Consider the following 26,073-nt stretch of genomic DNA (forward strand, 5'->3'; position numbering starts at 1 on the left):
TCATCCTCGGGCTCGACCCGAGGATCCAGGCCGTTCAGCAGAGTCTTTGTTATAAAACTTGCAAATTCAGTGACTTAATCCGCCTGGATGCTCGGATCAAGTCCGAGCATGACACAAGAACGAAGAGCCGATGACACACGAAGGTCAAAGCCTGGCGCTTTGTCAGCAGTTGAAGGCGGGGTCTGGCCCGCCTTGTTGCCTTTCCCTGTCCGGCTGGTTTACGCGTAGCTCTGCAGCGGCCGCACTTCGAGCTGGCCCTCGCGCAGGGCCTTGATCGCCTGTGCGGCGGCCATGGCGCCGGCCATGGTGGTGTAATAGGGCACCTTCTGGGTCAGCGCGGCGCGACGGAGAGACTTCGAATCCGAGATCGTCTTGTCGTTGCTGGTGGTGTTGAACACCAGCTGGACCTGACGGTTGCGGATTGCGTCCTCGATATGCGGACGGCCCTCGCGCACCTTGTTGATCTTGGTCGCGGCGATGCCGTTCTCTTCCAGGAAGTCGCGGGTGCCGCCGGTCGCCATGACGGTGAAGCCCTGTTCGACCAGAAGCTTGACGGCGGGGAGCACGCGCTCCTTGTCTTCCGGCTTGACCGAAACGAACACGCAACCCTCGCGCGGCAGGTCGACGCTGGCGCCGAGCTGCGACTTGGCAAACGCAATGGCAAAATCCGTGTCGAGGCCGATCACTTCGCCGGTCGAGCGCATTTCCGGCCCGAGCAGCGTATCGACGCCGGGGAAGCGAGCGAACGGGAAGACGGCTTCCTTCACCGCGATATGGTTCAGCTTGCGCGGGTTCGGCCGCTCGCCATAGGAGTCGATCACGTCGAACAGCTTCTCGCCGGCCATCACGCGGGCGGCGATCTTGGCGATCGGTGCGCCGATGGTCTTGGCCACGAAGGGCACAGTACGGGATGCGCGCGGGTTCACTTCGAGGATATAGACGGTGCCGTCCTTGATCGCGAACTGCACGTTCATCAGGCCCTTGACGTTGAGCGCCAACGCCAGCGCGCGGGACTGTTCTTCCAGTTCATCCAGCGTTTCCGGCGAAAGCGAGTGCGGCGGAAGCGAGCAGGCGCTGTCGCCCGAGTGGATGCCGGCCTCCTCGATATGCTCCATGATGCCGGCGATGAATACGTCCGTGCCATCGCAAAGGCAGTCGACGTCGACCTCGGTCGCATTCGTCAGGTAGCTGTCGAACAGAAGCGGGTTCTTGCCGAGCATGGTGTTGATCTGCCCGGTCTTGTCGTTCGGATAGCGCTGCTTGATGTCCTCGGTGACGAGTTCCGGCACGACTTCCAGCAGATAATGCGAAAGCCCGGCATCGTTGTGAACGATCTCCATGGCGCGGCCGCCGAGAACGTAGGACGGGCGCACGACCAGCGGGAAACCGATCTCGCCAGCCACCAGACGGGCCTGCTCGACCGAATAGGCGATGCCGTTGTTTGGCTGGTTGAGGTCGAGCTTGACCAGCAGCTTCTGGAACCGGTCGCGGTCTTCGGCAAGGTCGATCATGTCGGGCGCGGTGCCGAGGATCGGGATGCCGTTCTTTTCCAGCGCTTCGGCGAGCTTCAGCGGCGTCTGGCCGCCGAACTGGACGATGACGCCGACAAGCGTGCCCTTTTCCTGTTCCGCGCGCATGATCTCGATCACGTCTTCCGCCGTCAGCGGCTCGAAATAGAGCCGGTCGGAGGTGTCGTAGTCGGTCGAGACCGTTTCCGGGTTGCAGTTGACCATGATCGACTCGTAACCCGCATCCTTCAGCGCAAAGGCGGCATGGCAGCAGCAATAGTCGAACTCGATGCCCTGGCCGATACGGTTCGGACCGCCGCCGAGGATAACAACCTTCTTGGCATCCGAAATGCCGGCCTCGGAGCGCGTCGCGCCATCAAACGGCGTTTCGTAGGTCGAGTACATGTAGGCGGTCGGCGAGGCGAATTCTGCAGCACAGGTGTCGATGCGCTTGTAGACCGGGCGCACGCCGAGCTTGTTGCGAAGCTGGGCGACTTCCTTCGGGCGGCCATGGGTGAGGCTTGCCAGACGCTGGTCGGAAAAGCCCATGGCCTTCAGCATGCGCAGGTTTTCGGCATCTTCCGGAAGGCCGTGTTCACGCACGCGCTCTTCCATGTCTACGATGGCCTTCAGCTGTTCCAGGAACCACGGATCAATCTTGGAATGCTCGTGAACCTCTTCCAGCGAAACGCCGAGACGCATCGCCTGGGCGACCATGCGCAGGCGGTCCGGCGTGCCGGTGCCGATGGCGGCACGAATGGCATTGCTAGGCTCGCCGTTCTCGATGCCCGGAATTTCGATCTCGTCGAGGCCGGTCAACCCGCGTTCCAGACCGCGCAGCGCCTTCTGCAGCGATTCCGGGAAGGTGCGGCCGATGGCCATGACTTCACCAACGGATTTCATCGCCGTCGTCAGCGTGTTTTCGGCACCTGGGAATTTCTCGAAGGCAAAGCGCGGGATCTTGGTGACGACATAGTCGATCGAGGGTTCGAACGAGGCGGGCGTCGCGCCGCCGGTAATGTCGTTTTCGAGTTCGTCGAGCGTGTAGCCGATGGCGAGCTTGGCGGCGACCTTGGCGATCGGGAAGCCGGTCGCCTTCGATGCCAGCGCCGAGGAGCGCGAGACGCGCGGGTTCATCTCGATGACGACAAGGCGGCCGTCGGCCGGGTTGACGGCGAACTGCACGTTCGAGCCGCCGGTCTCCACACCGATCTCGCGCAGAACCGCCAGCGAGGCGTTGCGCATGATCTGGTATTCCTTGTCGGTCAAGGTGAGGGCAGGGGCGACGGTGATCGAATCGCCGGTGTGCACGCCCATCGGATCAATGTTCTCGATCGAGCAGATGATGATGCAGTTGTCCGCCTTGTCGCGGACCACTTCCATCTCGTATTCCTTCCAGCCGAGCACGGATTCCTCGATCAGCACCTCGGTGGTCGGCGAGGCATCAAGCCCGCGCTCGACGATCTCGAAGAATTCGGAGCGGTTATAGGCAATGCCGCCGCCCGTGCCGCCGAGGGTGAAGGACGGGCGGATGATCGCCGGCAGGCCGATCGTGTCGAGCGCCTGCGCGGCAATTGCCATGGCATGCGACATGTAGCGCTGCTTGCGGTCGGTATTGCCGAGGTTCCACTGGTTTTCGAGCTCGTCCAGCGCCTTGTCGAGCGCATCGCCGGAAAGCGTCTTCTTCAGCTCGGCGCGCTTGGCCTCATGCTCCTGGCGATGCTGATCCTTGATCTCGGTGGCATTTGCCAGCATCGAACGCGGCGTTTCGAGCCCGATCTTTGCCATGGCCTCGCGGAACAGGGCGCGGTCTTCCGCCTTGTCGATCGCATCGGGCTTGGCGCCGATCATCTCGACATTGTAGCGCTCCAGCACGCCCATGCGGCGCAGCGACAGCGCGGTGTTGAGCGCGGTCTGTCCGCCCATGGTCGGCAGCAGCGCGTCGGGGCGTTCCTTGGCGATGATCTTGGCGACGACTTCCGGGGTGATCGGCTCGACGTAGGTGGCGTCGGCCAGTTCCGGGTCGGTCATGATCGTGGCCGGGTTGGAGTTCACCAGAATGACCCGGTAACCTTCTTCCCTCAGTGCCTTGCAGGCCTGTGCGCCGGAATAGTCGAACTCGCATGCCTGGCCGATGACGATCGGCCCCGCGCCGATGATGAGGATGGACTTGAGGTCTTGGCGCTTGGGCATGGTGGCTTCCGTCGTTCTTGTTCTGCGTCAAAAACCGGCGCGGTGGGGACCGGGCCGGGTGCGGGACGTCAAAAGGTTAGGCTAGGAGGGCCTTATAGGGAAAATGGCACAGGAACGGAACCCCGAAAATGCACCACGATTTTGCCTCTCACAGAAGAATTTCCGGCAAAAATCGGGCAGCGGGTGAACCTTTTCGCGATTCGTAACGTTTACAGACCAAACAGAGGAGTTAACAATGTTTGAATATCTGCCTCTTATCGCGTTTCAGATCGTTTTCGCCGCTGCGGGTCTCGCCATTCTCTATCGCATGATCGGCGGCAAGCTGTTCGCATCGACCGAGCCGTCCAGCGAGACGCTGCGTCGTGAAATGTTTCGCCGTTCGGCTCAGAACAGCAATCACGGTTCGTCGCAGGCGGCCTGATTTCGCCGGACCGGCGCGTCAACCGCCGCTGGTCAGCCTTTCCGCATCCGCGCCAGACAGCGCGGAGCGGTGATACTCAAAAGTCCCGTGTGTCATGATTTCCTCAGCGGCCTGTTTCAGGGCCCCAAGGGCGGCGCGGGCAAGTGAGCCGCCGGTGCTGATGCGCGTGACGCCGCATTCAGCCAGCTCCGCAACCGAGAAGCTTGGTTCCTTCAGTCCCGATAGCACGTTGACGGGCTTTCCGACTGACATGCAGACCTTCTCGATCGCCTTCAGATCAGGCAGGCCCGGCGCATACAGCACGTCCGCGCCAGCCGCCTCGAAGGCCTGCAGGCGCCGGATCGTGTCATCAAGATCGGGCTTGCCCCAGAGGAAATTTTCGCAACGTGCCGTCAGCATGAAAGGCCGATCCGCCTTGGCCGCTGCTGCGGCGCGCACTCGCTCCACCGCCAGTTCAAAAGCGTAGATCGGGTTTGCGGGGTTGCCCGTTGCATCCTCGATAGATCCCCCGACAAGACCTGTATCGGCCGCTAGCCGGATCGTCTCGGCGCAGTCTTCCGGGGCATCGCCAAAGCCGTTCTCAAGGTCTGCCGAAACCGGCAGGTCCGTTGCGTTAACGATCGAGCGCGCATTCTCGAGGATTTCCGCGCGCGACAATGCCGCCGCCGAATCGCGTGTTCCCAATGCAAATGCAAGTCCGGCGCTCGTTGTTGCCAGCGCCTCGAAGCCGAGGGCGGCAAGCAGTCTTGCCGTTCCGGCGTCCCATGGGTTCGGCATGACGAAGGGTCGATTGCCAGCGTGCAGGGCTTTGAACGTCTCGAATTTCTCTGTCGTGGTCCGCATCTATCCCCTCCGCAAAGCGTGTTCTCGACCCAGCATATGCGGCAGACGAAGCCCGGTAAACGGTTCGGGCGATAGGCAGATTGAACAATCGCGGCTCCCCGGCGTTGGCCTTCAAAACCGGAGTAAAAGATGAACCTTGAGAATCTCGGCCTGGTCTGGCTCATCGCGTTGTTTGCGTTATCGGGCGCCGTTATCCTCGCCTGTGGTGTCAGGATTACCGGTGTCGCCGATCGCATTGCCGACCGGACCGGTTTGGGCGAAGCGCTGATCGGTGGCCTGCTGCTCGGCGCCGCCACGTCGCTGTCGGGGACGGTGGTTTCGGTCACGACGGCGCTTGAGGGGCGGGCATCGTTGAGCTTTTCCAATGCTGTCGGCGGTATCGCGGCGCAAACGGCCTTTCTGGCGCTCGCCGACACGATCTACCGCCGCGTCAATCTCGAACATGCGGCGGCCGATCTCTCCAACCTGTTCCAGGGTGCCCTGCTCATCCTGCTTTTGAGCCTGCCGCTGCTCGGCTTCGTCGGGCCGGATTATGCGCTCTACGGGGTCAGCCCGGTCTCGATCGCGCTCTTCTGCGTCTATATCGCCGGTGTCGTTGCCTCGAAACGGGTCAAGGACGAGCCGATGTGGCTGCCGGTGGGGACGCACGAGACCCGGCTCGATGCGCCCGAGGAGGATGTTCAGGATGCCCGCGGCAATCTGCGGATTTTCCTCGTCTTCGGCGGTCTGATGGTGCTGATGGGCCTGTCCGGCTACGTGATCTCGCAGATTGCCGGCGTGGCGACAGACCGCTACGGGCTGTCGGCCTCGGTGGTGGGGGCGTTGATGACGGCCGTCGTCACCTCGCTGCCGGAACTGGTCACCACCCTTGCCGCCGTCCGGCGCGGTGCGCTGCAGCTCGCCGTTGGCGGCATCATCGGCGGCAATACCTTCGACACGCTGTTCCTGACGCTTTCGGATGTCGCCTATCGCGACGGTTCGCTCTACCACGCCATCACCAAGGACGATCTGCTCTGGTTGGCCGTCGGGCTCTGCGTCACGGCGGTGCTGCTGCTGGGGCTGATCGTGCGGCAGAAATCGGGACCGGGGCGGATCGGCTTCGAAAGCGCCGCCATTCTGGCGCTCTATGCCGGTGCGGTGGGCATTTCGGCATTTTAGCGGTTTGCGGATAAGGTTTTCCTTGAAAACGCGGTCGATCCCGCCCATCTTCGCGTCGAACCATATGGTTCGATAGCTGGAGTGCCCGATGCTGATTGTCCATTACCTCGAAGATTCCCGTGCCCACCGCATCCTCTGGCTTCTGGAGGAGCTCGGCGTCGATTACGAGGTCCGCCGCTACAAGCGCGGCCCGGACATGAGCGCTCCCGCAAGCCTGAAAGAGGTCCATCCGCTCGGCAAGTCGCCGGTGATCGAGGACAACGGGCGGGTTGTTGCCGAAAGCGGAGCCATCTTCGAATATCTCATTGATCGCTATGGCGCGATGAGCGGCCTGCGCCCGGAACCCGGCACGGAGGAGGCGCTGCGCTATCGCTACTGGCTGCATTATGCGGAAGGCTCCGCCATGCCGCTGCTGGTGACGAAGCTGATCTTCCAGAAGGTACCCGAGCAATCGCCGCGTCTCCTGAGGCCGATCATGAGGGCGATCTCGAAGGGCGTCACCGGCCGCCTCACCGATCCCCAGCTCAAGGATCACGGCAACTTCTGGAACGCCGAGCTTTCGCGCGACGGCTGGTTTGCCGGCAAGAACTTTACAGCGGCGGACATCATGATGAGCTTTCCGATCGAGACCGGCATGGAACGGATCGGCTTCGACGAACGGCCGCTTGCCCTTCTGGACTATCTCGTCCGGATCCACGCCCGTCCAGCCTACAGGCACGCGCTCCAGCGCGGCGGCGCCTATCGCTATGGCGGCAATCCGTTGTCGTGATCACGCTAGTGTAAAATACTTAAGGGTGACCTAGCCGACATCACGCATCATCTTTTTTCTCGATTTTCTCGGGACCATAATCGCCATTCGGTTCGAGGAAAAAGCAGATCACAGGGTTCCTTTCCATACGGGAATGCATGGAAGAACCTTTTGAGTTTCTGTACATGAAGCCGCAACTGGATGCGAAAAATAATATAAAAATAGTGCTTAAGGATCCGTATATTGTCAATGTTCCAAATATAAAACTCGTAATGTAGTTATGATATGCGATTGGCAATTTTGTCATAATATAAACGATTGAAAAGCTTGCTATCACTGTTAGTGATACAAGCTTTTTGTTTCGTAGAAATTTTAGGAGCATTTTATGTGATCCGCTGAAATATGCGTCTTGCCGTATGACGTATTGTGATGATTTGCCGCGGTGCCAACCGCTACAGAGCTAATCTGATTGCTCGTTTGGGTGCTTTTGCTGGCGGCCCGGCTCCCCCCGTCATTTACTCTGAGGTTCTTGTTCTTGCCAATGCGCCATCTGGTGTCAATGGCACAAGCGCTTGCGCGTGATCGTCCGCAGTCGTCCGTTTGCTATCCGTTGTGCGCTCATCACACTGGCAAATGCCCAAAAAACAGGCTACAGGAACCTGCCGCCGCGGCCCCGCTATTGTCTGGCTTCGGCGTGTCAGCTTCTGGTGAAAATCATGTCTGTCACAATGCCAACTGCGCAAGCAGCCGGTCATTCGTGGTCCTCCCATATCAGGGAGACGCTCCTTCTCGGAATTCCGCTCATCGGCGCACAGCTTGCCCAGCAGGGCATCAATGCCACGGATATCGTCATCCTCGGCCAGTTGAGCGCCGTCGATCTCGCGGCGGCCGTGCTCGCGACGCAGTATTTCTTCACGATCTTCATCTTCGGCTCCGGTCTTGCGATTGCCGTCATGCCGATGGTTGCGGATGCCTATGGGCGCGGCGACGAGGTGGCCGTACGCCGGTCGATGCGGATGGGCATGTGGGCCTCGCTGATCTATGGCGTTCTTGTGCTGCCGCTGTTCATCTGGTCTGAGACGATCCTGCTGGCCATGGGGCAGGAGGTGGATGTCGCCGAACACGCGGCGCACTATCTCCACATCGTCGGCTTCGCCATGTTTCCGGCGCAGCTCTTCTTCGTGCTCAGATCGCTCGTCAGCGCCACCGGCCGGGCGGGCATCGTTCTCTGGGCAACAGTGGCCATGCTGGCGTTGAATGCCGTACTGGCCTATGTGCTGGTGCTCGGTCATCTCGGCCTGCCGCAGCTCGGCATTCGCGGCGCGGCCATTGCCGCGCTCGCCATCCAGTGCACCGGCTTCCTCATCCTTGCCGTCTATATCGAGCGCGATGCGGAGCTTTGCCGCTACCGGCTCTTTACTCGCTTCTGGCGGCCGGACTGGCCGGCACTCCGGGAGGTCGTCGCGCTCGGCTTGCCGATCGGCGTCTCGGTGCTTGCGGAAGTGTCGATGTTTACCGTTTCGTCGGTGCTGATGGGCCAGTTCGGCGCCGTGCCGCTCGCCGCCCACGGCATTGCCATCCAGCTGAGCTCGATCACCTTCATGGTGCCGCTCGGACTGTCGCAGGCCGGCACGGTCCGGGTTGGCCGGTTTCACGGTGCGGGCGACCGGGTCAACCTCAAGCGCGCCTCCATCGTGGTGATGATCGTCGCCTTCCTGTTCGCGCTTGCGAGCGGGCTGAGCTTTGCCCTGTTCCCGATGGCGCTCGCGAGCCTGTTCATCGATACCGGCCTGCCGGAAGCGCCGGCCGTGCTCGCCTATGCCATGCCGCTGATGCTGGTTGCTGCGCTGTTCCAGTTGATGGATGGCGGGCAGGTGACGCTGAACGGGCTTTTGCGAGGGCTGAAGGACGCGCGCATCCCCATGGTCCTGGTGCTGATCGCCTACTGGGTCGTCGGCCTGCCGCTCGCCTGGCTGCTTGCCTTTCCGCTTGGGCTGGAAGGCATCGGCATATGGATCGGCTTCCTGCTCGGCCTCGGATCGGCAGCCGTGATGCTGGGCTTCCGACTGGCGCATTTGCTGCGTGCGGAACACGCGGCCGGCTGATAAGGTTAGCTGACGCAATCGGGTGGAGGGGACCTTGCGCAATGACATCATCTTTGGCGCGGTGTTGCCTTACATCGCCTTTCTCGCCGCGCGCCATTTCGGCCTGTCGAACGTTCATGCGCTGGCGATCGGCTCGCTGTTTCCGATCACCACAATCGCGGTTACCTATGCCGCGAGCCGGCGGCTCGCCGCCGTCAGCATCATCACGCTGACGGCGACGCTCGCATCGCTCGCCGCCAGCCTCTGGTTCAACAGCACGTACCTGGCGCTGTTGAAGAACTCGCTGATTACCGGCTGCGTCGGGCTGATCTTTCTCGCCTCGCTGCTCGCTCCGCGCCCGCTGGTCTTCTTCCTGGCCTCGGAAGGCGGAACCGGGAAGCGGGCGGAACATGAGGGGTTCTGGCAGAACCGGCCGGGCTATCGCCGCACGATCCGCGAGATGACGCTTATCTGGGCGGTCGTGCTGATCGCGGAGGCCGCCACGCGGGCGGTGCTGATCCCGCTTCTGCCCATCGACATATTCCTCGTCGTCAGCGAGGTCATGTGGATCGTCGTCTTCGCCGGCATGATCGCCTGGAGCATCCGCTACGGCAAGCGCCGCTCGCAAGCACTGGATGCGGTGAATTCGCAATAAAAAAAGGGCGCCGCAGCGGGCGCCCTTTTCTATTCTTGTATGCCCTCAGGCTCAGGCGCGCTCTTCCAGCAGCGCCTCGCCCTTCTTCTCGCGCACGAGATTGATGAAGCGGCGGAAGAGATAGTGGCTGTCCTGCGGGCCGGGCGAGGCTTCCGGGTGGTGCTGCACCGAGAACACCGGCTTGCCGGCCAGCGAAATGCCGCAGTTCGAACCGTCGAACAGCGAGACATGGGTTTCGGTGACACCCTCCGGCAGAGAGGCCGAATCGACCGCGAAGCCGTGGTTCATCGAGACGATCTCGACCTTGCCGGTCGTATAGTCCTTCACCGGATGGTTGGCGCCGTGGTGGCCCTGATGCATCTTCACGGTCTTGCCGCCGAGGGCAAGTGCCAGCATCTGGTGACCAAGGCAGATGCCGAAGACCGGCAGGCCACTGTCGATCAGCGCGCGGATCACTGGAACCGCATATTCGCCGGTCGCAGCCGGGTCGCCCGGGCCGTTCGACAGGAACACGCCATCGGGCGAGAGCGCCAGAATGTCTTCGGCCGACGTCTTCGCCGGCACCACCGTCACCTTGCAGGAAAGGCCGGTGAACAGGCGCAGGATGTTGCGCTTCACGCCGTAGTCGATGCAGACGACATGATATTTCTGGTCGGCTTCGGCGAGCGTCTCGTAGCCCTCGTTCCAGACCCAGGGCTTTTCGTCCCACTTCGACGACTGGCCGGAGGTCGCCTCGACGGCGAGATCGAGCCCTTCAAGTCCGCCCCAGGCCTTGGCTTTCGCCTTCAGGGCTTCGAGATCGAAATTGCCGGAAGGCTCGTGGGCGATGACGGCATTCGGCGCGCCATGTTCGCGGATCCAGGCGGTGAGCGCGCGGGTATCGATGCCGGAGAGGCCGATGATGCCGCGCGACTTCAGCCAGGCGTCAAGGTTCTCGCGCGAGCGGTAGTTCGACGGGTTGGTGATCTCGGCCTTGAAGATCGTGCCGACAGCGCCGCGGCGGGCGGCGGGCGTCAGGTCCTCGATATCCTCGCCATTGGCACCGATATTGCCGATATGGGGAAAGGTGAAGGTGACGATCTGGCCGAGATAGGACGGATCTGTCAGGATTTCCTGATAGCCGGTCAGTGCCGTATTGAAGCAGACTTCGGCCTGCACGTCGCCGGTGGCGCCAATGCCCTTGCCGAAGATTGCCGTGCCGTCGGCGAGTACCAGTACCGCCGTCGGCTTTTCGTTCGTCCATGGGGTGGTCATCATTATCCCTTGTTCTTTTCGCCGGTTTGACACCGATTGAACGCCGCAGCGCGAAATCTTATATAGTGGGCAACTCGAACGGGTTCCAACTTCCGGGAAAGCTAAGTTCGGGCAGGCCATTTTTGTGCGCGGTCGCGGGAAAATAGTGAAACGCGGCTTGCGGGTCAATTGCACTTGACGCACAGTTATGGCATCTGCTGAAAAATATACCGAACCCGTTTTTTGAATTGATTGCTGTCCCGGTATTCGGTAAACGCCGCGGCCGTCCGCTATTGGAGCGGCAGCTCTGACATAACGGCGTTGCCAGGAGTAGGTTTATATGTTGCGCGACAAGCTCGCACTCGCACTCAAGGATGCTTCCAAATCGGAAGAACCTGTTCGTTTTTGCACGCTCCGGCTGGTGCAGGCGGCCATCAAGGACCGCGATATCGCCCACCGCGCAAGCGGCAAGGACCCTGTCAGTGACGATGACATTACCGGAATCCTGATCAAGATGGTCAAGCAGCGCAAGGAATCCTCGCGCCTCTATGACGAGAAAGGCCGTCCGGACCTCGCCGCCCAGGAACGCCAGGAAATCGCGGTGATCCGCGAATTCCTCCCCGCCCAGCTCACCGAAGACAAGATTCGTGAGGCCTGTGCCTCCGTTGTCGAGGAAACCGGCGCGCAGGGCCTGCGTGACGTCGGCAGGTGTATCGAGAAGCTGAAGGACCGCTATTCCGGCCAGATGGATTTCTCGAAGGCTTCGGGTGTCGTCAAGGACATGCTGAAGTAGCTGAATTCAATCTCTCCCCTTGAGGGAGAGAGGTCGCAAAAGCGACAAAGAGGGGGGAACCCTTCCAACGCGCTCAGAGCGCGCGTTTTGCGGCGCACCCTTCTGCCACTGTCGGCGCATATCGCCTCCAAATGGGACTCGATTGGAGGTTCGCCGGCTCTTACCCGTGTGGATATCTGGGAAAAGCAGAAATCCGCGCCGCTTTTCGCACAACACGTCCTATAGTGCCACTTCTGGCCAGATGAGGCATCCATGCGTTTCCCGCCGTCCTTTCTCGATGAAATTCGCGATCGCGTGCCGATCTCGAACGTCATCGCCCAGCGGGTGACGTGGGATCGCAAGAAGACCAATGTCGGGCGCGGCGATTTCTGGGCTTGCTGCCCGTTTCATGGCGAGAAGACCCCGAGCTTTCACTGCGAGGACCGCAAAGGCCGCTATCACTGCTTCGGCTGCGGCGTCACCGGCGATCATTTCCGCTTCCTCACCGATCTGGAAGGGATGAGCTTCCCCGAGGCCGTGGAGCGCATTGCCGACATGGCCGGCGTGCCGATGCCCGCGCGCGATCCGGAAGCCGAACGGCGCGAAGAGAAGCGGCGCACGCTGACCGATGTCATGGAACTCGCGGCCGCATTCTTCCAGGACCAGCTCCAGACCAGCGCCGGCGCGAAGGCGCGCGCTTACCTGCGCGAGCGCGGCCTCTCGGCACGCACCATCGACACGTTCCGTCTCGGTTTTGCGCCGGATAGCCGCAACGCGCTGAAGGAATATCTTGCCGGAAAGGGCGTCGACAAGCAGGAGATGGAAGCCTGCGGCCTGCTCGTCCACGGTCCGGATATTCCGGTCTCCTATGACCGCTTCCGCGACCGCATCATGTTTCCGATCCTCTCCTCCCGCGATGCCGTGATTGCCTTCGGTGGGCGGGCGATGCGGCCGGATGCGATGGCGAAATACCTGAACTCCAACGAGACCGAGCTTTTCCACAAGAGCAACGTCCTGTTCAATTTCACCCGCGCCCGGCGATCGCTCTCCGGTGCCGGCGGCGCCTCCACCGTGATTGCCGTCGAAGGCTATATGGACGTCATCGCCCTCCACCAGGCGGGCGTCGAAAATGCCGTCGCCCCGCTCGGCACGGCGCTGACCGAAAATCAGCTCCAGCTGCTCTGGCGGATGGTGGACGAGCCGGTCCTGTGTTTTGACGGCGATGGTGCCGGCCAGCGCGCTGCAGCGCGGGCGGCAGGTGTCGCCATGCCGCTGCTGAAGCCGGGAAAATCGCTGAAATTTGCCTATATGCCGGATGGCAAGGACCCTGACGATCTCGTGCGGGAAGGCGGGCGGCAGGCCTTTGACGAGGTGCTGCGGCAGGCCCGTCCGCTCGCCGATACCGTGTTCGAACGGGAGATGGGCGACGGCGACAACGCGACGCCGGAGCATCGTGCGGCGATCGAGGCGCGCGTCAACGCGCTGGTTCAGACGATCGCTGACGAAAGCGTGCGCCGCCACTATCAGCAGGAATTCCGCAACCGGCTGTTCCAGCGGTTCCGCGGTGGCGGCAGACCCCGCGGCGAGCGTGGGAATTTTTCCGGCAGGCAGGGGCGAGGCGGCGGTTTCCAGCCGGCCCAGCCCGTCTTCACCGCGTCCGAGCGCCTGTCGCGGGCCCTTTCGGGAACGGTGGCGGGGGCAGGGGGACGACCGAGCTTTCGCGAATGCCTCATCGCCGTCTGCCTGATCAGCCAGCCGGCCCTGGTGCGAGAGGATTTCGATTCGATAGCGGCACTCGCCTTCGGCAATGTCGAATTGCGGGCCTTCTGGCCAAGCTTCCTTGCTCTAGCCTCACAGCCCGGCATCGACCGGGAGAAAATGCGCCACAGGCTCGCCGAGGCGGGCTTCGGTGATCTGGTCGCAAGGCTCCACGCGCAGGTGAACCGCAATCTGGGCTGGATCGCCGGGCCGGATGCAGCGCTTGAGGATGTACGCGAAGTTTATGGCCAGGCGCTGTCGCTCCACAATCGGGTCCGTTCGCTCGAGCAGCAGCGTGTCGAGCTCGAACGCGAGATCGCGGAAGCGACGGAGGCCGGCAATCTCGAAGCTTATGAGGAACTGATGGCGGCGATGGTCTCGGTGCAGAACGAGATCAGCCGGATCGCCAACCAGGAAGCGGAAATCGATGGTTTCGGACTGATGTCCGGACGGGGCGGCCGCGCCGGCATGGGTTAGGCCCGAAGGAGGGAATCAGTGACCAGCCACTTGTTTTTGTCTCTCATCGTTCTAAATAGGAGTCTCGCGGGTCGGGAAAGAAGCTGCATCGGCCCGGACAGCGTCACAAGTGTCGACAAAGGCGGATTTTCGGGATGAAAACGCTGAAACCGCGAATTCGTGCTTGACCTGTGGCGAAAATCTGGGAATCACCAGTGCGGATGGCAAAGCGCAGCACAATTTCATGAACGGGACAATGTTCACCTGGAGTTCAGGCTCCACAGGGTGAGTTTTGTCCTGTTCATGTTTGAGTTTATTCAGGCCGGCCAGAGGGTCCTACAAAGGGCTTCTTAAACATTTGCCGGTAAGCCGCCCCCATCAATGCGGCAGAAGCGTCAGGGAAGCGAAATCTATGGCAACGAAAGTCAAGGAAAACGAAGAAGCCGAAACCGAACGCGAAGGCGGACACGACGGCCCTCTTCTGGACCTTTCGGACGATGCCGTCAAGAAAATGATCAAGGCCGCCAAGAAGCGCGGCTACGTGACCATGGACGAGCTGAATTCCGTGCTCCCGTCCTCGGAGGTGACCTCCGAGCAGATCGAGGACACGATGGCCATGCTTTCAGACATGGGCATCAACGTCATCGAGGACGAGGACGAGGTCGACCACGATAACGACAGCGATAACAGCGCCGACGACAGTTCGGACGACAATGACGGCGAAAGCGACAGCACCGAAGTCGCCACCACGACCGGCACGGCTGTTGCTGCCACCAAGAAGAAAGAACCGACCGACCGGACCGACGATCCCGTGCGCATGTATCTGCGCGAGATGGGGTCCGTCGAGCTGCTGTCGCGCGAAGGTGAAATCGCGATCGCGAAGCGGATCGAATCCGGCCGCGAAACGATGATTGCCGGGCTCTGCGAGAGCCCGCTGACCTTCCAGGCGCTGATCATCTGGCGCGACGAGCTGAACGAAGGCACCACGCTTCTGCGCGAGATCATCGATCTCGAGACCACCTATTCCGGTCCCGAGGCGAAGGCCGCACCGCAGTTCCAGAGCCCGGAAAAGATCGAGGCCGATCGCAAGAAGGCCGAAGAGAAGGAGCAGGCCCGACGCAAGCGCTCCAGCGACGACGTCACCGATGTCGGCGGCGAGGGCGTGCAGCCGGAAGAGGACGAGGAGGACGAAGACGAGTCCAACCTGTCGCTCGCCGCGATGGAGGCCGAGCTGCGTCCGCAGGTCATGGACACGCTCGACACCATTGCCGAGACCTATGTGAAACTCCGCAAGCTGCAGGATCAGCAGGTGGAGGCCCGGCTCGCGGCCACCGGGACGCTGACGAATGCCCAGGAGCGGCGCTACAAGGAGCTCAAGGAAGGGCTGATCACGGCTGTGAAGTCGCTGTCGCTCAACCAGAACCGCATCGACCTTCTGGTCGAGCAGCTCTACGACATCAACAAGCGTCTCGTTGAAAACGAGGGCAAGTTGCTGCGCATGGCCGTCAACCGCGGCGTCAAGCGCGACGACTTCCTCGAGCACTATCACGGCGCCGAGCTTGATCCGAACTGGATGAAGTCGATCGGCAATCTTTCCGCCAAGGGCTGGAAGGAATTTGCGAGCCGCGACGGCGCCGACATCAAGGCGCTTCGCACCGAGATCCAGAGCCTTGCGACCGAAACCGGCATTTCGATTGCCGAGTTCCGTCGCATCGTGCACATGGTCAAGAAGGGTGAGCGCGAAGCGCGTATCGCCAAGAAGGAGATGGTGGAAGCCAACCTCCGTCTGGTGATCTCGATCGCGAAGAAATACACCAATCGTGGCCTGCAGTTCCTCGACCTCATTCAGGAAGGCAATATCGGCCTGATGAAGGCGGTCGACAAGTTCGAGTATCGCCGCGGCTACAAGTTCTCGACCTATGCGACATGGTGGATCCGGCAGGCAATCACCCGTTCGATTGCCGACCAGGCCCGCACGATCCGTATTCCGGTGCACATGATCGAGACGATCAACAAGATCGTCCGTACATCGCGCCAGATGCTGCACGAGATCGGCCGCGAGCCGACGCCTGAGGAGCTTTCCGAAAAGCTCAACATGCCGCTCGAAAAGGTCCGCAAGGTGCTGAAGATCGCCAAGGAGCCGATCTCGCTCGAAACCCCTGTGGGTGACGAGGAAGATTCGCATCTCGGCGACTTCATCGAGGACAAGAACGCGCTGCTGCCGATCGATGCCGCGATCCAGGCCAACCTGCGGGAAACCACCACCCGTGTTCTCGCCTCGCTGACGCCGCGTGAGGAACGCGTGCTGCGCATGCGCTTCGGCATCGGCATGAACACCGACCATACGCTCGAAGAGGTCGGTCAGCAGTTCTCGGTCACCCGCGAACGTATCCGCCAGATCGAGGCCAAGGCGCTCCGCAAGCTGAAGCACCCGAGCCGGTCAAGGAAGCTCAGGAGCTTCCTGGATAGCTGAGGCGGATTTCAGAGACAGATAGATAAAAACCCGGTCGAAAGGCCGGGTTTTTCGTATTCGGGTTGGTTGTCAGCGTTTGAGCTCACTTGTGTGGAACGGAGCGCCACCGCCTTCAATCTCTCCCCTTGAGGGCGAGATGTCGCGAAAGCGACAGAGAGGGGTGCCCCCTGTCCGATCAGCTCAGAATTTGCGATTTGCGCTGTACCCCTCTCTGCCCCTGTCGGGGCATCTCCCCCTCAAGGGGGGAGATTGAATGGGGGCTTTGCGGCTCAGCCGGCAATCATCCGCGCGTCTTCGTCCATGGAGACCCCTTCCGCAAACACAGCTGTGCCGCCTTCCATCCGTACGTCCCCCGCCGTAAGCCGCTTCAGCGCCTGCGGGTAGAGCTGGTGTTCCACGGTCAGGATGCGGGCGGCGAGCGTCGCGGCGTCGTCACCCGGCAACACCGGCACGGCGGCCTGGGCGATGATCGGGCCTTCGTCCATGCCTTCGGTGACGAAATGCACGGTGCAGCCGGCGATGCGCATGCCGGCGTCGATGGCGCGCTGATGGGTGTCGAGGCCGGGGAAGAGCGGCAGCAGCGAGGGGTGGATGTTGATGATCCGGCCGTGATAGGCGCGGATGAAATCGGCCGAAAGCAGGCGCATGAAGCCGGCGAGGCAGAGGTAGTCCGGGCGCAATTCGGCAAGCGCGTCGAGGATCGCCACCTCGTGCGCGGCCTTGGAGGCGTAGTCCTTGCGGGGCAGCGCATAGGCCGGAATGCCGAGCGCGCTCGCCTTTTGGAGACCCCCTGCATCAGGCTTGTCGGAGATCACGGCGACGATCTTGGCCGGAAAGTCCTCGCTGGCGGCAGCCTCGGCGAGTTTCACCATGTTCGAGCCGCTCCCGGAGATGAGGACGGCGACGCGCTTCTTCGTCACAGGCTGATCATCCCGTTGTAGACTGTGCCGGCCATGCCGTCCTCTCGGGCGACGATGCGGCCAAGCGCGAAGGCGGTCTCGCCTTCACGGGCAAGAACGCCGAGAACCTCTTCCAGCCTGTCTGCCGGGCAGACGCCGATCATGCCGACGCCGCAATTGAAGGTGCGCATCATCTCGGCGGGTGCGACGCCGCCGGCGCGGGCAAGCCAGGAGAAGACGGGCGGCACGGTGATCGTCTCAAGGTCGATCTCGGCGGAAAGATGCTTCGGCAGCACACGCGGAATGTTCTCGGGAAAGCCGCCGCCGGTAATGTGGGCGAGCGCCTTGACCGCGCCGGTCTCGCGGATCGCGGCGAGCAGCGGCTTCACATAGATGCGGGTCGGCTCCAGCAGCGCTTCGCCGAGCGTCTTGCCCGGGGCGAAGGGCGCAGCCGCCTGCCAGCCGAGCCCGGCAAGTTCGGCGACGCGGCGCACCAGCGAGAAACCGTTGGAATGGACGCCGGAGGAGGCAAGGCCGAAAATCACGTCGCCCTCGGCGAGGTCTTCGGCGGGCAGCAGCTGGCCGCGTTCGGCAGCACCCACGGCAAAGCCCGCAAGGTCGTAGTCGCCCTTCGAATACATGCCCGGCATCTCGGCGGTCTCGCCGCCGATCAGCGCGCAGCCGGCCTGGCGGCAGCCCTCGGCGATGCCCTCGACGATGGTGGCACCCTCGTCGGGATCGAGCGCGCCGGTGGCGAAATAATCGAGAAAGAACAACGGCTCGGCGCCCTGGACGACGAGGTCGTTGACGCACATGGCGACGAGGTCGATACCGACCGTGTCGTGCTTGCCGGCCTCGATCGCGATCTTCAGCTTGGTGCCGACGCCGTCATTGGCGGCGACGAGAACCGGATCGGTGAAGCCCGCAGCCTTCAGGTCGAAGAGGCCGCCAAATCCGCCAAGCTCGCTGTCGGCGCCGGGGCGGCGGGTCGACTTCACGGCCGGCTTGATTTTTTCGACCAGCAGGTTGCCCGCATCGATGTCGACGCCGGCATCGCGATAGGACAATCCGTTTCTCTTCGTCTCGTTCACGGGCCTGTTCCTCATGAATAAAGTCAAGCGTCGGCATTGCATGGGTTTTGGCGCGATGCAAGGGCGAAGGCCCTTTGGCCCGGCAATATCGACAACAAGCGCTGCGGCGCAAAACGGCGAGCTTGCTGCCAGTGGAAAACGGGGAGGGCGGCATGGCGCCGGTTCTTCGCACTTGACGGGTCCCGCCATATGCCCAACAAACGGGTGAAGGCGGGCCGGAGCTTGGCCATTGACGGGAGACAAGGAACATGGCGGCACGCATCAGCCACGCGAGGCTCAGGAAGCAGGCCATTTTCTGGCTGCTTTTCATCCTGTTCGTCGCACTCTTCCTCTATGTCTTCCGGTCGATCCTGCTGCCCTTTGTCGCCGGCATGGCGCTCGCCTACTTTCTCGACCCGGTCGCCGACCGGCTGGAAAAGTTCGGCTTCAACCGGCTGTGGGCAACGACCACGATCATGCTCGTCTTCCTTCTGGCGGTGATCGCCGTTCTGCTGCTGATCATCCCGCTGCTGGTATCGCAGGCCTATGAGGTCGCCCAGCAATTTCCGACCTACATGACCCAGCTCGAGCACTATATCCAGTCGACCCAGCTTTCCAAGCTCGTCGACTGGGGCAACAGCCAGCTCACCGACCTGAGCGAAAACATCGGCAAGATGCTTTCGAGCGGCGCCTCGATCGCGGGCACGCTGTTCGGCAGCATCTGGAGCTCGTCGATGGCTGTCGTCAACGTCGTCTCCTTTGTCGTACTGGCGCCGGTGATCGCCTTCTATCTCCTGCTCGACTGGGACAGGATGATCACCAAGGTCGACCAGTGGGTGCCGCGTGCTCAGGTGGATGATGTTCGCTACCTGGCCCGCGAGATCAACCACGTGATCTCCGGCTTCGTGCGCGGCCAGGGCTCGCTCTGCCTCATCCTCGGCATTTATTATGCGGTGACGCTCAGCCTGGCCGGGCTGAATTTCGGTGCCCTCATCGGCCTCTTCGCCGGCTTCGTCTCCTTCATTCCCTATCTCGGCTCGACCTCCGGCCTGCTGCTTTCCATGGGCGTGGCGATGTTCCAGTTCTGGCCGGACTACTGGATGATCGCGCTGGTCTTCGGCATCTACCTGTTCGGCCAGTTCCTCGAGGGCAACGTGCTGCAGCCGAAGCTTGTCGGTGGCAGTGTCCGGCTGCATCCGGTGTGGCTGATGTTTGCCCTGTTTGCCTTCGGCGTGCTGTTCGGCTTCGTCGGGCTGCTGGTTGCCGTGCCGGTTTCGGCGGCGGTGGGCGTGCTGGTGCGCTTCGCCATCGACCGCTACCTGACGAGCGATCTCTACTGGGATGGCACAGAAGAACACGTCGAGGAACAGACCCGGCTTGCGGAGAAACTCGATTGACGGGCCAGGCGCTGACAAGGAAGCAGGGCGAACAACTGCCATTGGAGCTTGCCTATGGCGAGGCGACTGGCCGTGAAGACCTGCTTGTCTCCCCCGCGATCCTGCCGGCCGTCGACCTTATCGACCGCTGGCCGGACTGGCGCGCGCCGGTCGTGGTGCTTGTCGGTCCGCCGGGCTCGGGCAAAAGCCACCTCGGCAATGTCTGGCGGGCGGCGAGCGGGGCGCGGGACTTCACTACCGATATTCGGGCCGGTCGGGGCGCCGAGCCGGAAGGCCGCGTCTTCCTGTTCGAGGACGCTGATCGCCATCCCTTCGACGAGACCGAGCTCTTCCACCTGATCAACGCCGTGCGCCAGCATCGGGGTAGCCTGCTGATCACGGCGCGTTCGCTGCCGGCGCTCTGGCATGTCGCATTGCCGGACCTGCGCTCCCGCCTTGCCGCCGCAACGGTTGTCGAGATCGGTGCGCCGGATGACCTGCTGCTCCGCCAGATCATCGTGAAGCTTTTCTCCGACCGCCAGCTCGAGGTTGATGAGCGCGTGGTGAATTACATCATCACCCGCATGGATCGTTCGCTCGATGCCGCCGGCGGCATCGTTGATGCCATGGACAAGCGCGCCCTTGCGCGCGGACGGCGGATCACCCGCGCCCTTGCGGCCGAGGTGCTCGCGGAGCGCGAGGCCGGTTGAACCGGCGTGTAATCAAAGTCCCGCCTGCATCACTTGAAAGCGGCCTCGATCTGCGCGATTCTTCGTGCAATGTCATAGTTTCGTTGCCAAACTGGGATAGTCGGACGGAGGGTCTCCGGCTGATGTCGGAGAACGTGCAACAGGTCGCGAGAGGGAAAGACTGCTTATGGAAAATCTGTCTTCGGATGCACTGTCGATGAGCGAGCCTGCCGGAGAGGACGACATCATCAACAGTCCGCAGCGGTTCATCAACCGCGAGTTTTCCTGGCTGCAGTTCAATCGTCGGGTGCTGGAGGAGACCCTCAATCCGGTGCATCCGCTTCTGGAGCGTGTTCGCTTCCTGTCGATTTCGGCGGCGAATCTCGACGAGTTCTTCATGGTGCGCGTTGCCGGTCTCGAGGGCCAGGTGCGCCAGGGCGTCAGCATGCTTTCCGCCGATGGCAAGACGCCCGCCGAGCAGCTTTCCGAAATCCTGCGCGAAATCGACAACCTGCAGATGGAGCAGCAGGCGGCACTTGCCGTGCTGCAGCAGTATCTCGCAAACGAAGGCATCCTGATCGTCCGCCCCTCGGTCATCACCGACGAGGATCGCGCCTGGCTCACCCATGAGTTCGAGCAGGGCATTTTCCCGGTGCTGACGCCGTTGTCGATCGACCCGGCGCATCCCTTTCCCTTTATTCCCAATCTCGGCTTCTCCATGGGCCTGCAGCTTGTCAGCCGCCATGGCCGCGAGCCGATGAATGCGCTTTTGCGCATGCCGCCCTCGCTCAACCGTTTCGTCCGCATGCCGGATGCCGAAGGCACGATCCGCTACATGACGATGGAAGACGTGATCGGCATGTTCATCCACCGTCTCTATCCGGGCTATGAAGTTCAGGGATACGGTACCTTCCGCCTCATCCGCGACAGCGATATCGAGCTCGAGGAAGAAGCCGAGGATCTGGTGCGCTACTTCGAAAGCGCGCTGAAGCGCCGCCGCCGTGGCTCGGTGATCCGGATCGAGACCGACAGCGAAATGCCGGCCTCGCTGCGCCATTTCGTCATCCGCGAGCTTGGCGTTCCGGAAGACCGGGTGGCTGTTCTGCCGGGCCTGCTCGCTCTCAATACGCTTTCGGAAATCACCAAGGCGCCGCGGCCGGATCTGCTGTTCCGCTCCTTCAACCCGCGCTTTCCCGAGCGCGTGCGCGAGCATGTTGGCGACAGTTTTGCCGCGATCCGCGAGAAGGATTTCGTGGTCCACCATCCTTACGAATCCTTCGATGTCGTCGTCCAGTTCCTGATCCAGGCGGCGCGCGACCCGAATGTGCTGGCGATCAAGCAGACGCTCTACCGCACCTCCAACGACAGCCCGATCGTGCGCGCTTTGATCGATGCGGCCGAGTCCGGCAAGTCGGTGACGGCGCTGGTGGAGCTGAAGGCGCGGTTCGACGAGGAAGCCAATATCCGCTGGGCGCGCGACCTCGAGCGCGCCGGCGTGCAGGTTGTCTTCGGCTTCATCGAACTCAAGACCCACTCGAAGCTTTCCATGGTGGTGCGTCGCGAGGACGGCAATCTCAGGACCTACTGCCATATCGGCACGGGCAATTATCACCCGATCACCGCCAAGATCTATACCGACCTTTCCTATTTCACCTGCGATCCGAAGATCGGCCATGACGTGGCGGAAGTGTTCAACTTCATCACCGGCTATGGCGAGCTCGAGGAGAACATGCGCCTCGCCGTCTCGCCGAAGACCATGCGTCCGCGCATCCTCCAGCATATCGAGGAGGAGATCGAGCATGTGCGGAACGGTCTGCCCGGCGCGATCTGGATGAAGATGAATTCGCTGGTCGATCCGAAGATCATCGATGCGCTTTATCGCGCCAGCCGCGAGGGCGTGCAGATCGAACTCGTCGTGCGCGGCATCTGCTGCCTGCGCCCGCAGGTGCCGGGGCTTTCGGAAAACATCCGGGTGAAGTCGATCGTCGGGCGGTTCCTGGAACACTCCCGCATCTACTGCTTCGGCAACGGTCACGGCCTGCCTTCGGAGAACGCGCATGTCTATCTCGGCTCTGCCGACCTGATGCCGCGCAACCTCGACCGACGCGTCGAAACCATCGTGCCGTTGACCAATCCGACTGTGCACGAGCAGGTTCTTTCCCAGATCATGCTGGGCAATATCATTGACAACCAGCAGAGCTACGAGATACTGCCCGACGGAACCTCGCGCCGGGTGGAGCCGCGCGAGGGCGAGGAACCGTTCAACGCGCAGGAGTATTTCATGACCAATCCGAGCCTTTCCGGCCGCGGTGAAGCCCTGAAGTCAAGTGCGCCGAAGCTCATCGCCGGCCTGCTTTCGGGTCGCAATAAATAAGCCGGGAATACATGGTCGAATCAGAAGCGCAGGGGCGTCTTCCGGGAATTTCCCCTGTCTCCGTGGTCGATATCGGGTCGAACTCGGTTCGTATCGTCATCTATGAGGGCCTGTCGCGTGCGCCGACCGTGCTCTTCAACGAAAAGGTCCTCTGCGGGCTGGGACGCGGCATTGCTGCGACCGGCAAGATGAACGAGGAGGGCGTGGAGCGTGCGCTTCAGGCGCTGAAGCGCTTCAAGGCGCTCTCCGTTCAGGCTCGCGCCGGCACGATGCACGTGCTGGCGACGGCTGCCGCCCGCGAAGCCGCCAATGGCCCCGCCTTCATCGATGCGGCGACCGAAATCCTCGGAACCGAGGTGCGGGTTTTGACCGGCAAGGAAGAGGCCCGCTATTCCGCCTATGGCGTCATCAGCGGCTTCTTCGAGCCGGATGGCATTGCCGGCGACCTTGGCGGCGGTTCGCTCGAACTCATCGACATCAAGGACAAGACCTATGGCGACGGCATCACGCTGCCGCTCGGCGGTATCCGCCTGTCGGAACTCTCCGAAGGCTCGCTCGCCAAGGCCCGCAATTTCGTCAAGAAGCAGGTCAAGAAGGTCGCCTTTCTCGAAAAGGGCAGGGACCGGACCTTCTATGCGGTCGGCGGCACGTGGCGAAACATCGCCCGCCTGCACATGGAGTTCAACAACTATCCGCTGACCATGATGCAGGGCTACGAGATCGGCTTTCAGGACATGATGGCCTTTCTCGACAAGATCGGCGAGGACGAGGAACAGAAGGACCCGGCCTGGCAGGCGATCTCCAAGAACCGCCGCATGCTTCTCCCCTATGGCGCGATCGCCATGCGCGAGGTGTTGAGCATCATGCAGCCGAAGTCGATCTGCTTTTCGGCGCAGGGCGTGCGCGAGGGCTTGCTCTATTCGCTGCTCTCGACGGAAGACCAGCAGCAGGATGCGCTGCTCGTCGCCTCGCAGCAACTCGCCATTCTCAGGGCCCGTTCGCCCAAGCATGCAAACGAGATTGCCAATTGGACCGGGCTGATGATGCGCCGTTTCGGCGTGGAGGAAACCCCGGAAGAGGCGCGCTACCGACAGGCCGCCTGCCTTCTGGCCGATATCAGCTGGCGGGCGCATCCCGATTTCCGCGGCTCGCAGTCGCTGAACGTCATCGCCCATTCGTCGCTGATCGGCATCACCCATCCGGGTCGCGTCTTTATCGCGCTCTCCAACTATTATCGTTTCGAGGGACTTCGCGACGACCACCATACCGACGGCCTTGGCTCGATCGCCACGCCGGAGGTTCTGGAACGGGCCAAGCTGCTCGGCGGCCTGTTGCGGGTCGCCTACCTGTTCTCGGCTTCGATGCCCGGCGTCGTCGGTGCGCTCGATTTCCTGCCGAGCCAGGAGAAGGGCGTCGACCTGGAGCTCGTCGTGCCGGAAATGTATGGCGACTTCATCGGCGAGCGGGTCGAGGGGCGTCTGGATCAGCTTGCCAAGCTGACCGGCAAGACGCTGGCGATCGCGCGGGTCTGACCGCGGAAAGCCTCAGGCAAGCGCGGCAAAAAGGCCGTCGGCGTCATCGGTGGTGATCTGGTCGGCGGAAAGCGTCAAGAGCCGCTCGGCCCAGCCGACGGCTTTTGGACTGCTGTCCCTCAGGGTCCATACGTCGACCGTCTTGCCCGCCTTGTGGAAGGCGCCGATCATGTCACAGCCGGAATCGGCTGCCGTCAGCACGATGGCAATGTGCAGGTAGAACATGCTGGCCCAGGGCGCGATCTTCAGCGCCCGGGCGGTGAAGCTCTCGAAATCGCCGCTTTCCATCGCCGTTTCCATTGCGCCGTCAAGACAGGGATCGTAGCCGACCGCAAGGTCCGGCACGAGCCGCGCCAGATGGCGCACGGCCTTGGCATCGCCGCCCGACAGGATCATGTGCCGGGAGACCGGTGCGATGGTTTCGGCAAAAAGCGTCGCCGTGTTCGGATGGAAGGCGGCGAGCTCGTCCTTGAAGTCGAGCTGCAGCAGCGCACCTGCGGCGGGCTCCGTGTCGGCGACGATGCGCGCGAGGTCTTCAAGAAGCATCACCGGCTCGCCGCTGTCATTGCCGTGGACATCCAGCAGGCAGGCCCTTTTCAAGGCGTCGGCCATCGCCTCGGCCACCGGTCCGCTGCCGGTCGTCGACTGCTCCAGCAATTCATCATGCAGCACGGCGAGATTGCCGTCGCCGGTGATCTGAAGGTCGATCTCGATGCTGGCGCCAGCGGCCATGCCCTCGGCAATCCGTCGCGCCGTAAACGGCGTATCGCCCGGATGGCGCTTGCCGCGATGCCATTTGAGCAGCGTGCGGTGACCGTTTCGGACGATGGCGACGGGCGGTGTCATGGGTCAGTTCTCGCGTGTGGCGACGAAGAGGGCGGCTTCGACGAGGATTTCGGCCTTGTCGCCGAAAGGGGAAAGCAGGGCTTCAGCCTCGGCCACGAGCTGGCCAAGCCGGGCCTCGGCCCATTGCGGACCGTGCAGTGACACCAGCGTACCCTTGCCGCGCCCGACATCCTTGCCGGTGGCCTTGCCCATGGTGGCGGCATCGGCAGTGAGGTCGAGCAGGTCGTCTGCGAGCTGGAAGGCAAGGCCGACGACGGTGCCGAACTGCGAAAGCCGGGCGCGGTTGTCGTCGCTGGCGCCGGAAATGATGGCGCCGGCCTCCGCCGCAAAGCGGATCAGCGCTCCGGTCTTCATCGCCTGCAGTGTAACGATACCCGCTTCGTTCGGCGCAATCTTCTCCGCCTGCAGGTCGAGTGCCTGGCCGCCCGCCATGCCGCCGATACCGGCTGCCCGCGACAGCGCCGAGATCAGCATCAGTCGCGCCTTCGCGTCGAGTTCGGTGGCATCGTCGGCGATGATGTCGAAGGCGAGCGTCAGCAGGCTGTCGCCGGCGAGAATGGCGCTCGCCTCGTCATAGGCCTTGTGCACGGTCGGCCGGCCGCGACGCAGGTCGTCGTCGTCCATGGCCGGCAGGTCGTCGTGGACAAGCGAATAGCAGTGGATGCATTCGAGCGCGGCGGCGACGCGCAGCGCCGCATCTTCGGGGCCCGCAAAAAGCCGGGTGCTTTCGAGAACCAGGAAAGGGCGGAAGCGCTTGCCGCCGTTCAGCACGCCATGGCGCATGGCCGAAAGCAGGGTTTCCGGCCGTTCGCATTCGCCTGCAAGCGGTTCGGGGCCGAGCAGGCCATCGAGGCAGGCTTCGGTCAAGGCGCGGGCATGGGAGAGGCGGTCGGCAAAGGATTGGGCGGTCATGCGCTTCTCTTGGCATGCCGGCCGGCAGCATTCAAGCGGCTTCAAGCGACGTTCCGGCAATTGTCGTGTCCGG

General features: G+C 62.4%; 19 protein-coding genes. 12 read left to right on the forward strand and 7 right to left on the reverse strand.

Annotation, left to right across the window (positions count from 1 at the left end):
• Window positions 1-218: 218 nt before the first annotated feature.
• Window positions 219-3,701: a carbamoyl-phosphate synthase large subunit gene (gene carB / locus TM49_RS10620; protein ID WP_045681150.1), complete on the reverse strand. Its 3,483-nt coding sequence runs from the start codon at window positions 3,699-3,701 to the stop codon at window positions 219-221.
• Window positions 3,702-3,936: 235 nt separating this feature from the next.
• Between carB and TM49_RS10625 the strand changes: the two genes are divergently transcribed.
• A complete protein-coding gene (locus tag TM49_RS10625; protein ID WP_045681151.1) occupies window positions 3,937-4,122 on the forward strand; it encodes a hypothetical protein in 186 nt (61 codons plus the stop codon).
• A gap of 18 nt (window positions 4,123-4,140) precedes the next feature.
• Here TM49_RS10625 and TM49_RS10630 read toward each other — a convergent pair whose 3' ends face one another.
• On the reverse strand, window positions 4,141-4,965 hold the full coding sequence (locus TM49_RS10630; protein ID WP_045681152.1) for an isocitrate lyase/PEP mutase family protein: 825 nt from the start codon (window positions 4,963-4,965) through the stop codon (window positions 4,141-4,143).
• Between the two features lie 129 nt (window positions 4,966-5,094).
• Between TM49_RS10630 and TM49_RS10635 the strand changes: the two genes are divergently transcribed.
• The 4 genes from TM49_RS10635 to TM49_RS10650 all read left to right on the forward strand — a co-directional run bounded on the left by TM49_RS10635 (window position 5,095) and on the right by TM49_RS10650 (window position 9,610).
• The gene (locus TM49_RS10635) at window positions 5,095-6,123 is read left to right on the forward strand and encodes a sodium:calcium antiporter (protein WP_045681153.1); all 1,029 of its coding nucleotides are present in this window, start codon (window positions 5,095-5,097) and stop codon (window positions 6,121-6,123) included.
• Window positions 6,124-6,211: 88 nt separating this feature from the next.
• Window positions 6,212-6,892 (forward strand): glutathione S-transferase, encoded by a 681-nt coding sequence (locus tag TM49_RS10640; protein WP_045681154.1) that lies wholly within the window; start codon window positions 6,212-6,214, stop codon window positions 6,890-6,892.
• Window positions 6,893-7,587: 695 nt separating this feature from the next.
• Complete coding sequence (locus TM49_RS10645; protein ID WP_045681155.1) at window positions 7,588-8,976, forward strand: MATE family efflux transporter; 1,389 nt, start codon at window positions 7,588-7,590, stop codon at window positions 8,974-8,976.
• 34 nt (window positions 8,977-9,010) lie between these two features.
• On the forward strand, window positions 9,011-9,610 hold the full coding sequence (locus TM49_RS10650) for a VC0807 family protein (protein ID WP_052699807.1): 600 nt from the start codon (window positions 9,011-9,013) through the stop codon (window positions 9,608-9,610).
• Window positions 9,611-9,661: 51 nt separating this feature from the next.
• On the opposite strand, the gene carA is transcribed toward TM49_RS10650, so the two are convergent.
• Entirely contained in the window at window positions 9,662-10,870 is a 1,209-nt protein-coding gene (carA, locus tag TM49_RS10655; RefSeq protein WP_162484899.1) for a glutamine-hydrolyzing carbamoyl-phosphate synthase small subunit, read from the reverse strand.
• A 313-nt stretch (window positions 10,871-11,183) separates the two neighbouring features.
• Here carA and TM49_RS10660 point away from each other — a divergent pair, with 313 nt between their 5' ends.
• The 3 genes from TM49_RS10660 (at window position 11,184) to rpoD (ending at window position 16,302) form a co-directional block, all read left to right on the forward strand.
• Window positions 11,184-11,636: a GatB/YqeY domain-containing protein gene (locus tag TM49_RS10660; protein WP_045681157.1), complete on the forward strand. Its 453-nt coding sequence runs from the start codon at window positions 11,184-11,186 to the stop codon at window positions 11,634-11,636.
• A gap of 252 nt (window positions 11,637-11,888) precedes the next feature.
• A complete protein-coding gene (dnaG, locus tag TM49_RS10665; RefSeq protein WP_045681158.1) occupies window positions 11,889-13,850 on the forward strand; it encodes a DNA primase in 1,962 nt (653 codons plus the stop codon).
• A gap of 391 nt (window positions 13,851-14,241) precedes the next feature.
• Window positions 14,242-16,302 (forward strand): RNA polymerase sigma factor RpoD, encoded by a 2,061-nt coding sequence (gene rpoD / locus TM49_RS10670; protein ID WP_045681159.1) that lies wholly within the window; start codon window positions 14,242-14,244, stop codon window positions 16,300-16,302.
• Window positions 16,303-16,571: 269 nt separating this feature from the next.
• Here rpoD and purN read toward each other — a convergent pair whose 3' ends face one another.
• Together purN and purM are read right to left on the reverse strand one after the other, a co-directional pair.
• Window positions 16,572-17,222, reverse strand: coding sequence for a phosphoribosylglycinamide formyltransferase (gene purN / locus TM49_RS10675; protein ID WP_280136248.1), 651 nt, complete (start codon window positions 17,220-17,222; stop codon window positions 16,572-16,574).
• Entirely contained in the window at window positions 17,219-18,292 is a 1,074-nt protein-coding gene (purM, locus tag TM49_RS10680; protein WP_045685117.1) for a phosphoribosylformylglycinamidine cyclo-ligase, read from the reverse strand. Before purM ends, purN begins: the two co-directional genes overlap by 4 nt.
• Window positions 18,293-18,540: 248 nt before the next feature.
• Between purM and TM49_RS10685 the strand changes: the two genes are divergently transcribed.
• From TM49_RS10685 to ppx, 4 genes are all read left to right on the forward strand, one after another.
• Window positions 18,541-19,668 (forward strand): AI-2E family transporter, encoded by a 1,128-nt coding sequence (locus TM49_RS10685; RefSeq protein ID WP_045681161.1) that lies wholly within the window; start codon window positions 18,541-18,543, stop codon window positions 19,666-19,668.
• Window positions 19,665-20,357 (forward strand): DnaA regulatory inactivator HdaA, encoded by a 693-nt coding sequence (hdaA, locus tag TM49_RS10690; protein WP_045681163.1) that lies wholly within the window; start codon window positions 19,665-19,667, stop codon window positions 20,355-20,357. The genes TM49_RS10685 and hdaA overlap by 4 nt, the downstream gene beginning before the upstream one ends.
• 196 nt (window positions 20,358-20,553) lie before the next feature.
• Window positions 20,554-22,710 carry an RNA degradosome polyphosphate kinase gene (locus TM49_RS10695; RefSeq protein ID WP_425283289.1) on the forward strand — a complete coding sequence of 719 codons (2,157 nt, stop codon included), beginning with the start codon at window positions 20,554-20,556 and terminating at the stop codon, window positions 22,708-22,710.
• A gap of 11 nt (window positions 22,711-22,721) precedes the next feature.
• Window positions 22,722-24,242 carry an exopolyphosphatase gene (gene ppx / locus TM49_RS10700; protein WP_045681166.1) on the forward strand — a complete coding sequence of 507 codons (1,521 nt, stop codon included), beginning with the start codon at window positions 22,722-22,724 and terminating at the stop codon, window positions 24,240-24,242.
• A gap of 12 nt (window positions 24,243-24,254) precedes the next feature.
• Here the strand turns inward: ppx and TM49_RS10705 are convergent, their stop codons facing one another.
• Both TM49_RS10705 and TM49_RS10710 read right to left on the reverse strand, forming a co-directional pair.
• The gene (locus TM49_RS10705) at window positions 24,255-25,088 is read right to left on the reverse strand and encodes a glycerophosphodiester phosphodiesterase (RefSeq protein WP_045681168.1); all 834 of its coding nucleotides are present in this window, start codon (window positions 25,086-25,088) and stop codon (window positions 24,255-24,257) included.
• A 3-nt stretch (window positions 25,089-25,091) separates the two neighbouring features.
• Window positions 25,092-26,000: a polyprenyl synthetase family protein gene (locus TM49_RS10710; RefSeq protein WP_082074705.1), complete on the reverse strand. Its 909-nt coding sequence runs from the start codon at window positions 25,998-26,000 to the stop codon at window positions 25,092-25,094.
• Window positions 26,001-26,073: the final 73 nt, after the last annotated feature.

The sequence above is a fragment of the Martelella endophytica genome (assembly GCF_000960975.1).
Classification (GTDB): domain Bacteria; phylum Pseudomonadota; class Alphaproteobacteria; order Rhizobiales; family Rhizobiaceae; genus Martelella; species Martelella endophytica.

Coding starts and splice junctions, on each gene's coding strand:
- carB (WP_045681150.1), bottom strand. CDS start 3,701: ATGCCCAAGCGCCAAGACCTCAAGTCCATCCTCATCATCGGCGCGGGG.
- TM49_RS10625 (WP_045681151.1), top strand. CDS start 3,937: ATGTTTGAATATCTGCCTCTTATCGCGTTTCAGATCGTTTTCGCCGCT.
- TM49_RS10630 (WP_045681152.1), bottom strand. CDS start 4,965: ATGCGGACCACGACAGAGAAATTCGAGACGTTCAAAGCCCTGCACGCT.
- TM49_RS10635 (WP_045681153.1), top strand. CDS start 5,095: ATGAACCTTGAGAATCTCGGCCTGGTCTGGCTCATCGCGTTGTTTGCG.
- TM49_RS10640 (WP_045681154.1), top strand. CDS start 6,212: ATGCTGATTGTCCATTACCTCGAAGATTCCCGTGCCCACCGCATCCTC.
- TM49_RS10645 (WP_045681155.1), top strand. CDS start 7,588: ATGTCTGTCACAATGCCAACTGCGCAAGCAGCCGGTCATTCGTGGTCC.
- TM49_RS10660 (WP_045681157.1), top strand. CDS start 11,184: ATGTTGCGCGACAAGCTCGCACTCGCACTCAAGGATGCTTCCAAATCG.
- dnaG (WP_045681158.1), top strand. CDS start 11,889: ATGCGTTTCCCGCCGTCCTTTCTCGATGAAATTCGCGATCGCGTGCCG.
- rpoD (WP_045681159.1), top strand. CDS start 14,242: ATGGCAACGAAAGTCAAGGAAAACGAAGAAGCCGAAACCGAACGCGAA.
- TM49_RS10685 (WP_045681161.1), top strand. CDS start 18,541: ATGGCGGCACGCATCAGCCACGCGAGGCTCAGGAAGCAGGCCATTTTC.
- TM49_RS10695 (WP_425283289.1), top strand. CDS start 20,554: ATGAGCGAGCCTGCCGGAGAGGACGACATCATCAACAGTCCGCAGCGG.
- ppx (WP_045681166.1), top strand. CDS start 22,722: ATGGTCGAATCAGAAGCGCAGGGGCGTCTTCCGGGAATTTCCCCTGTC.
- TM49_RS10705 (WP_045681168.1), bottom strand. CDS start 25,088: ATGACACCGCCCGTCGCCATCGTCCGAAACGGTCACCGCACGCTGCTC.
- TM49_RS10710 (WP_082074705.1), bottom strand. CDS start 26,000: ATGACCGCCCAATCCTTTGCCGACCGCCTCTCCCATGCCCGCGCCTTG.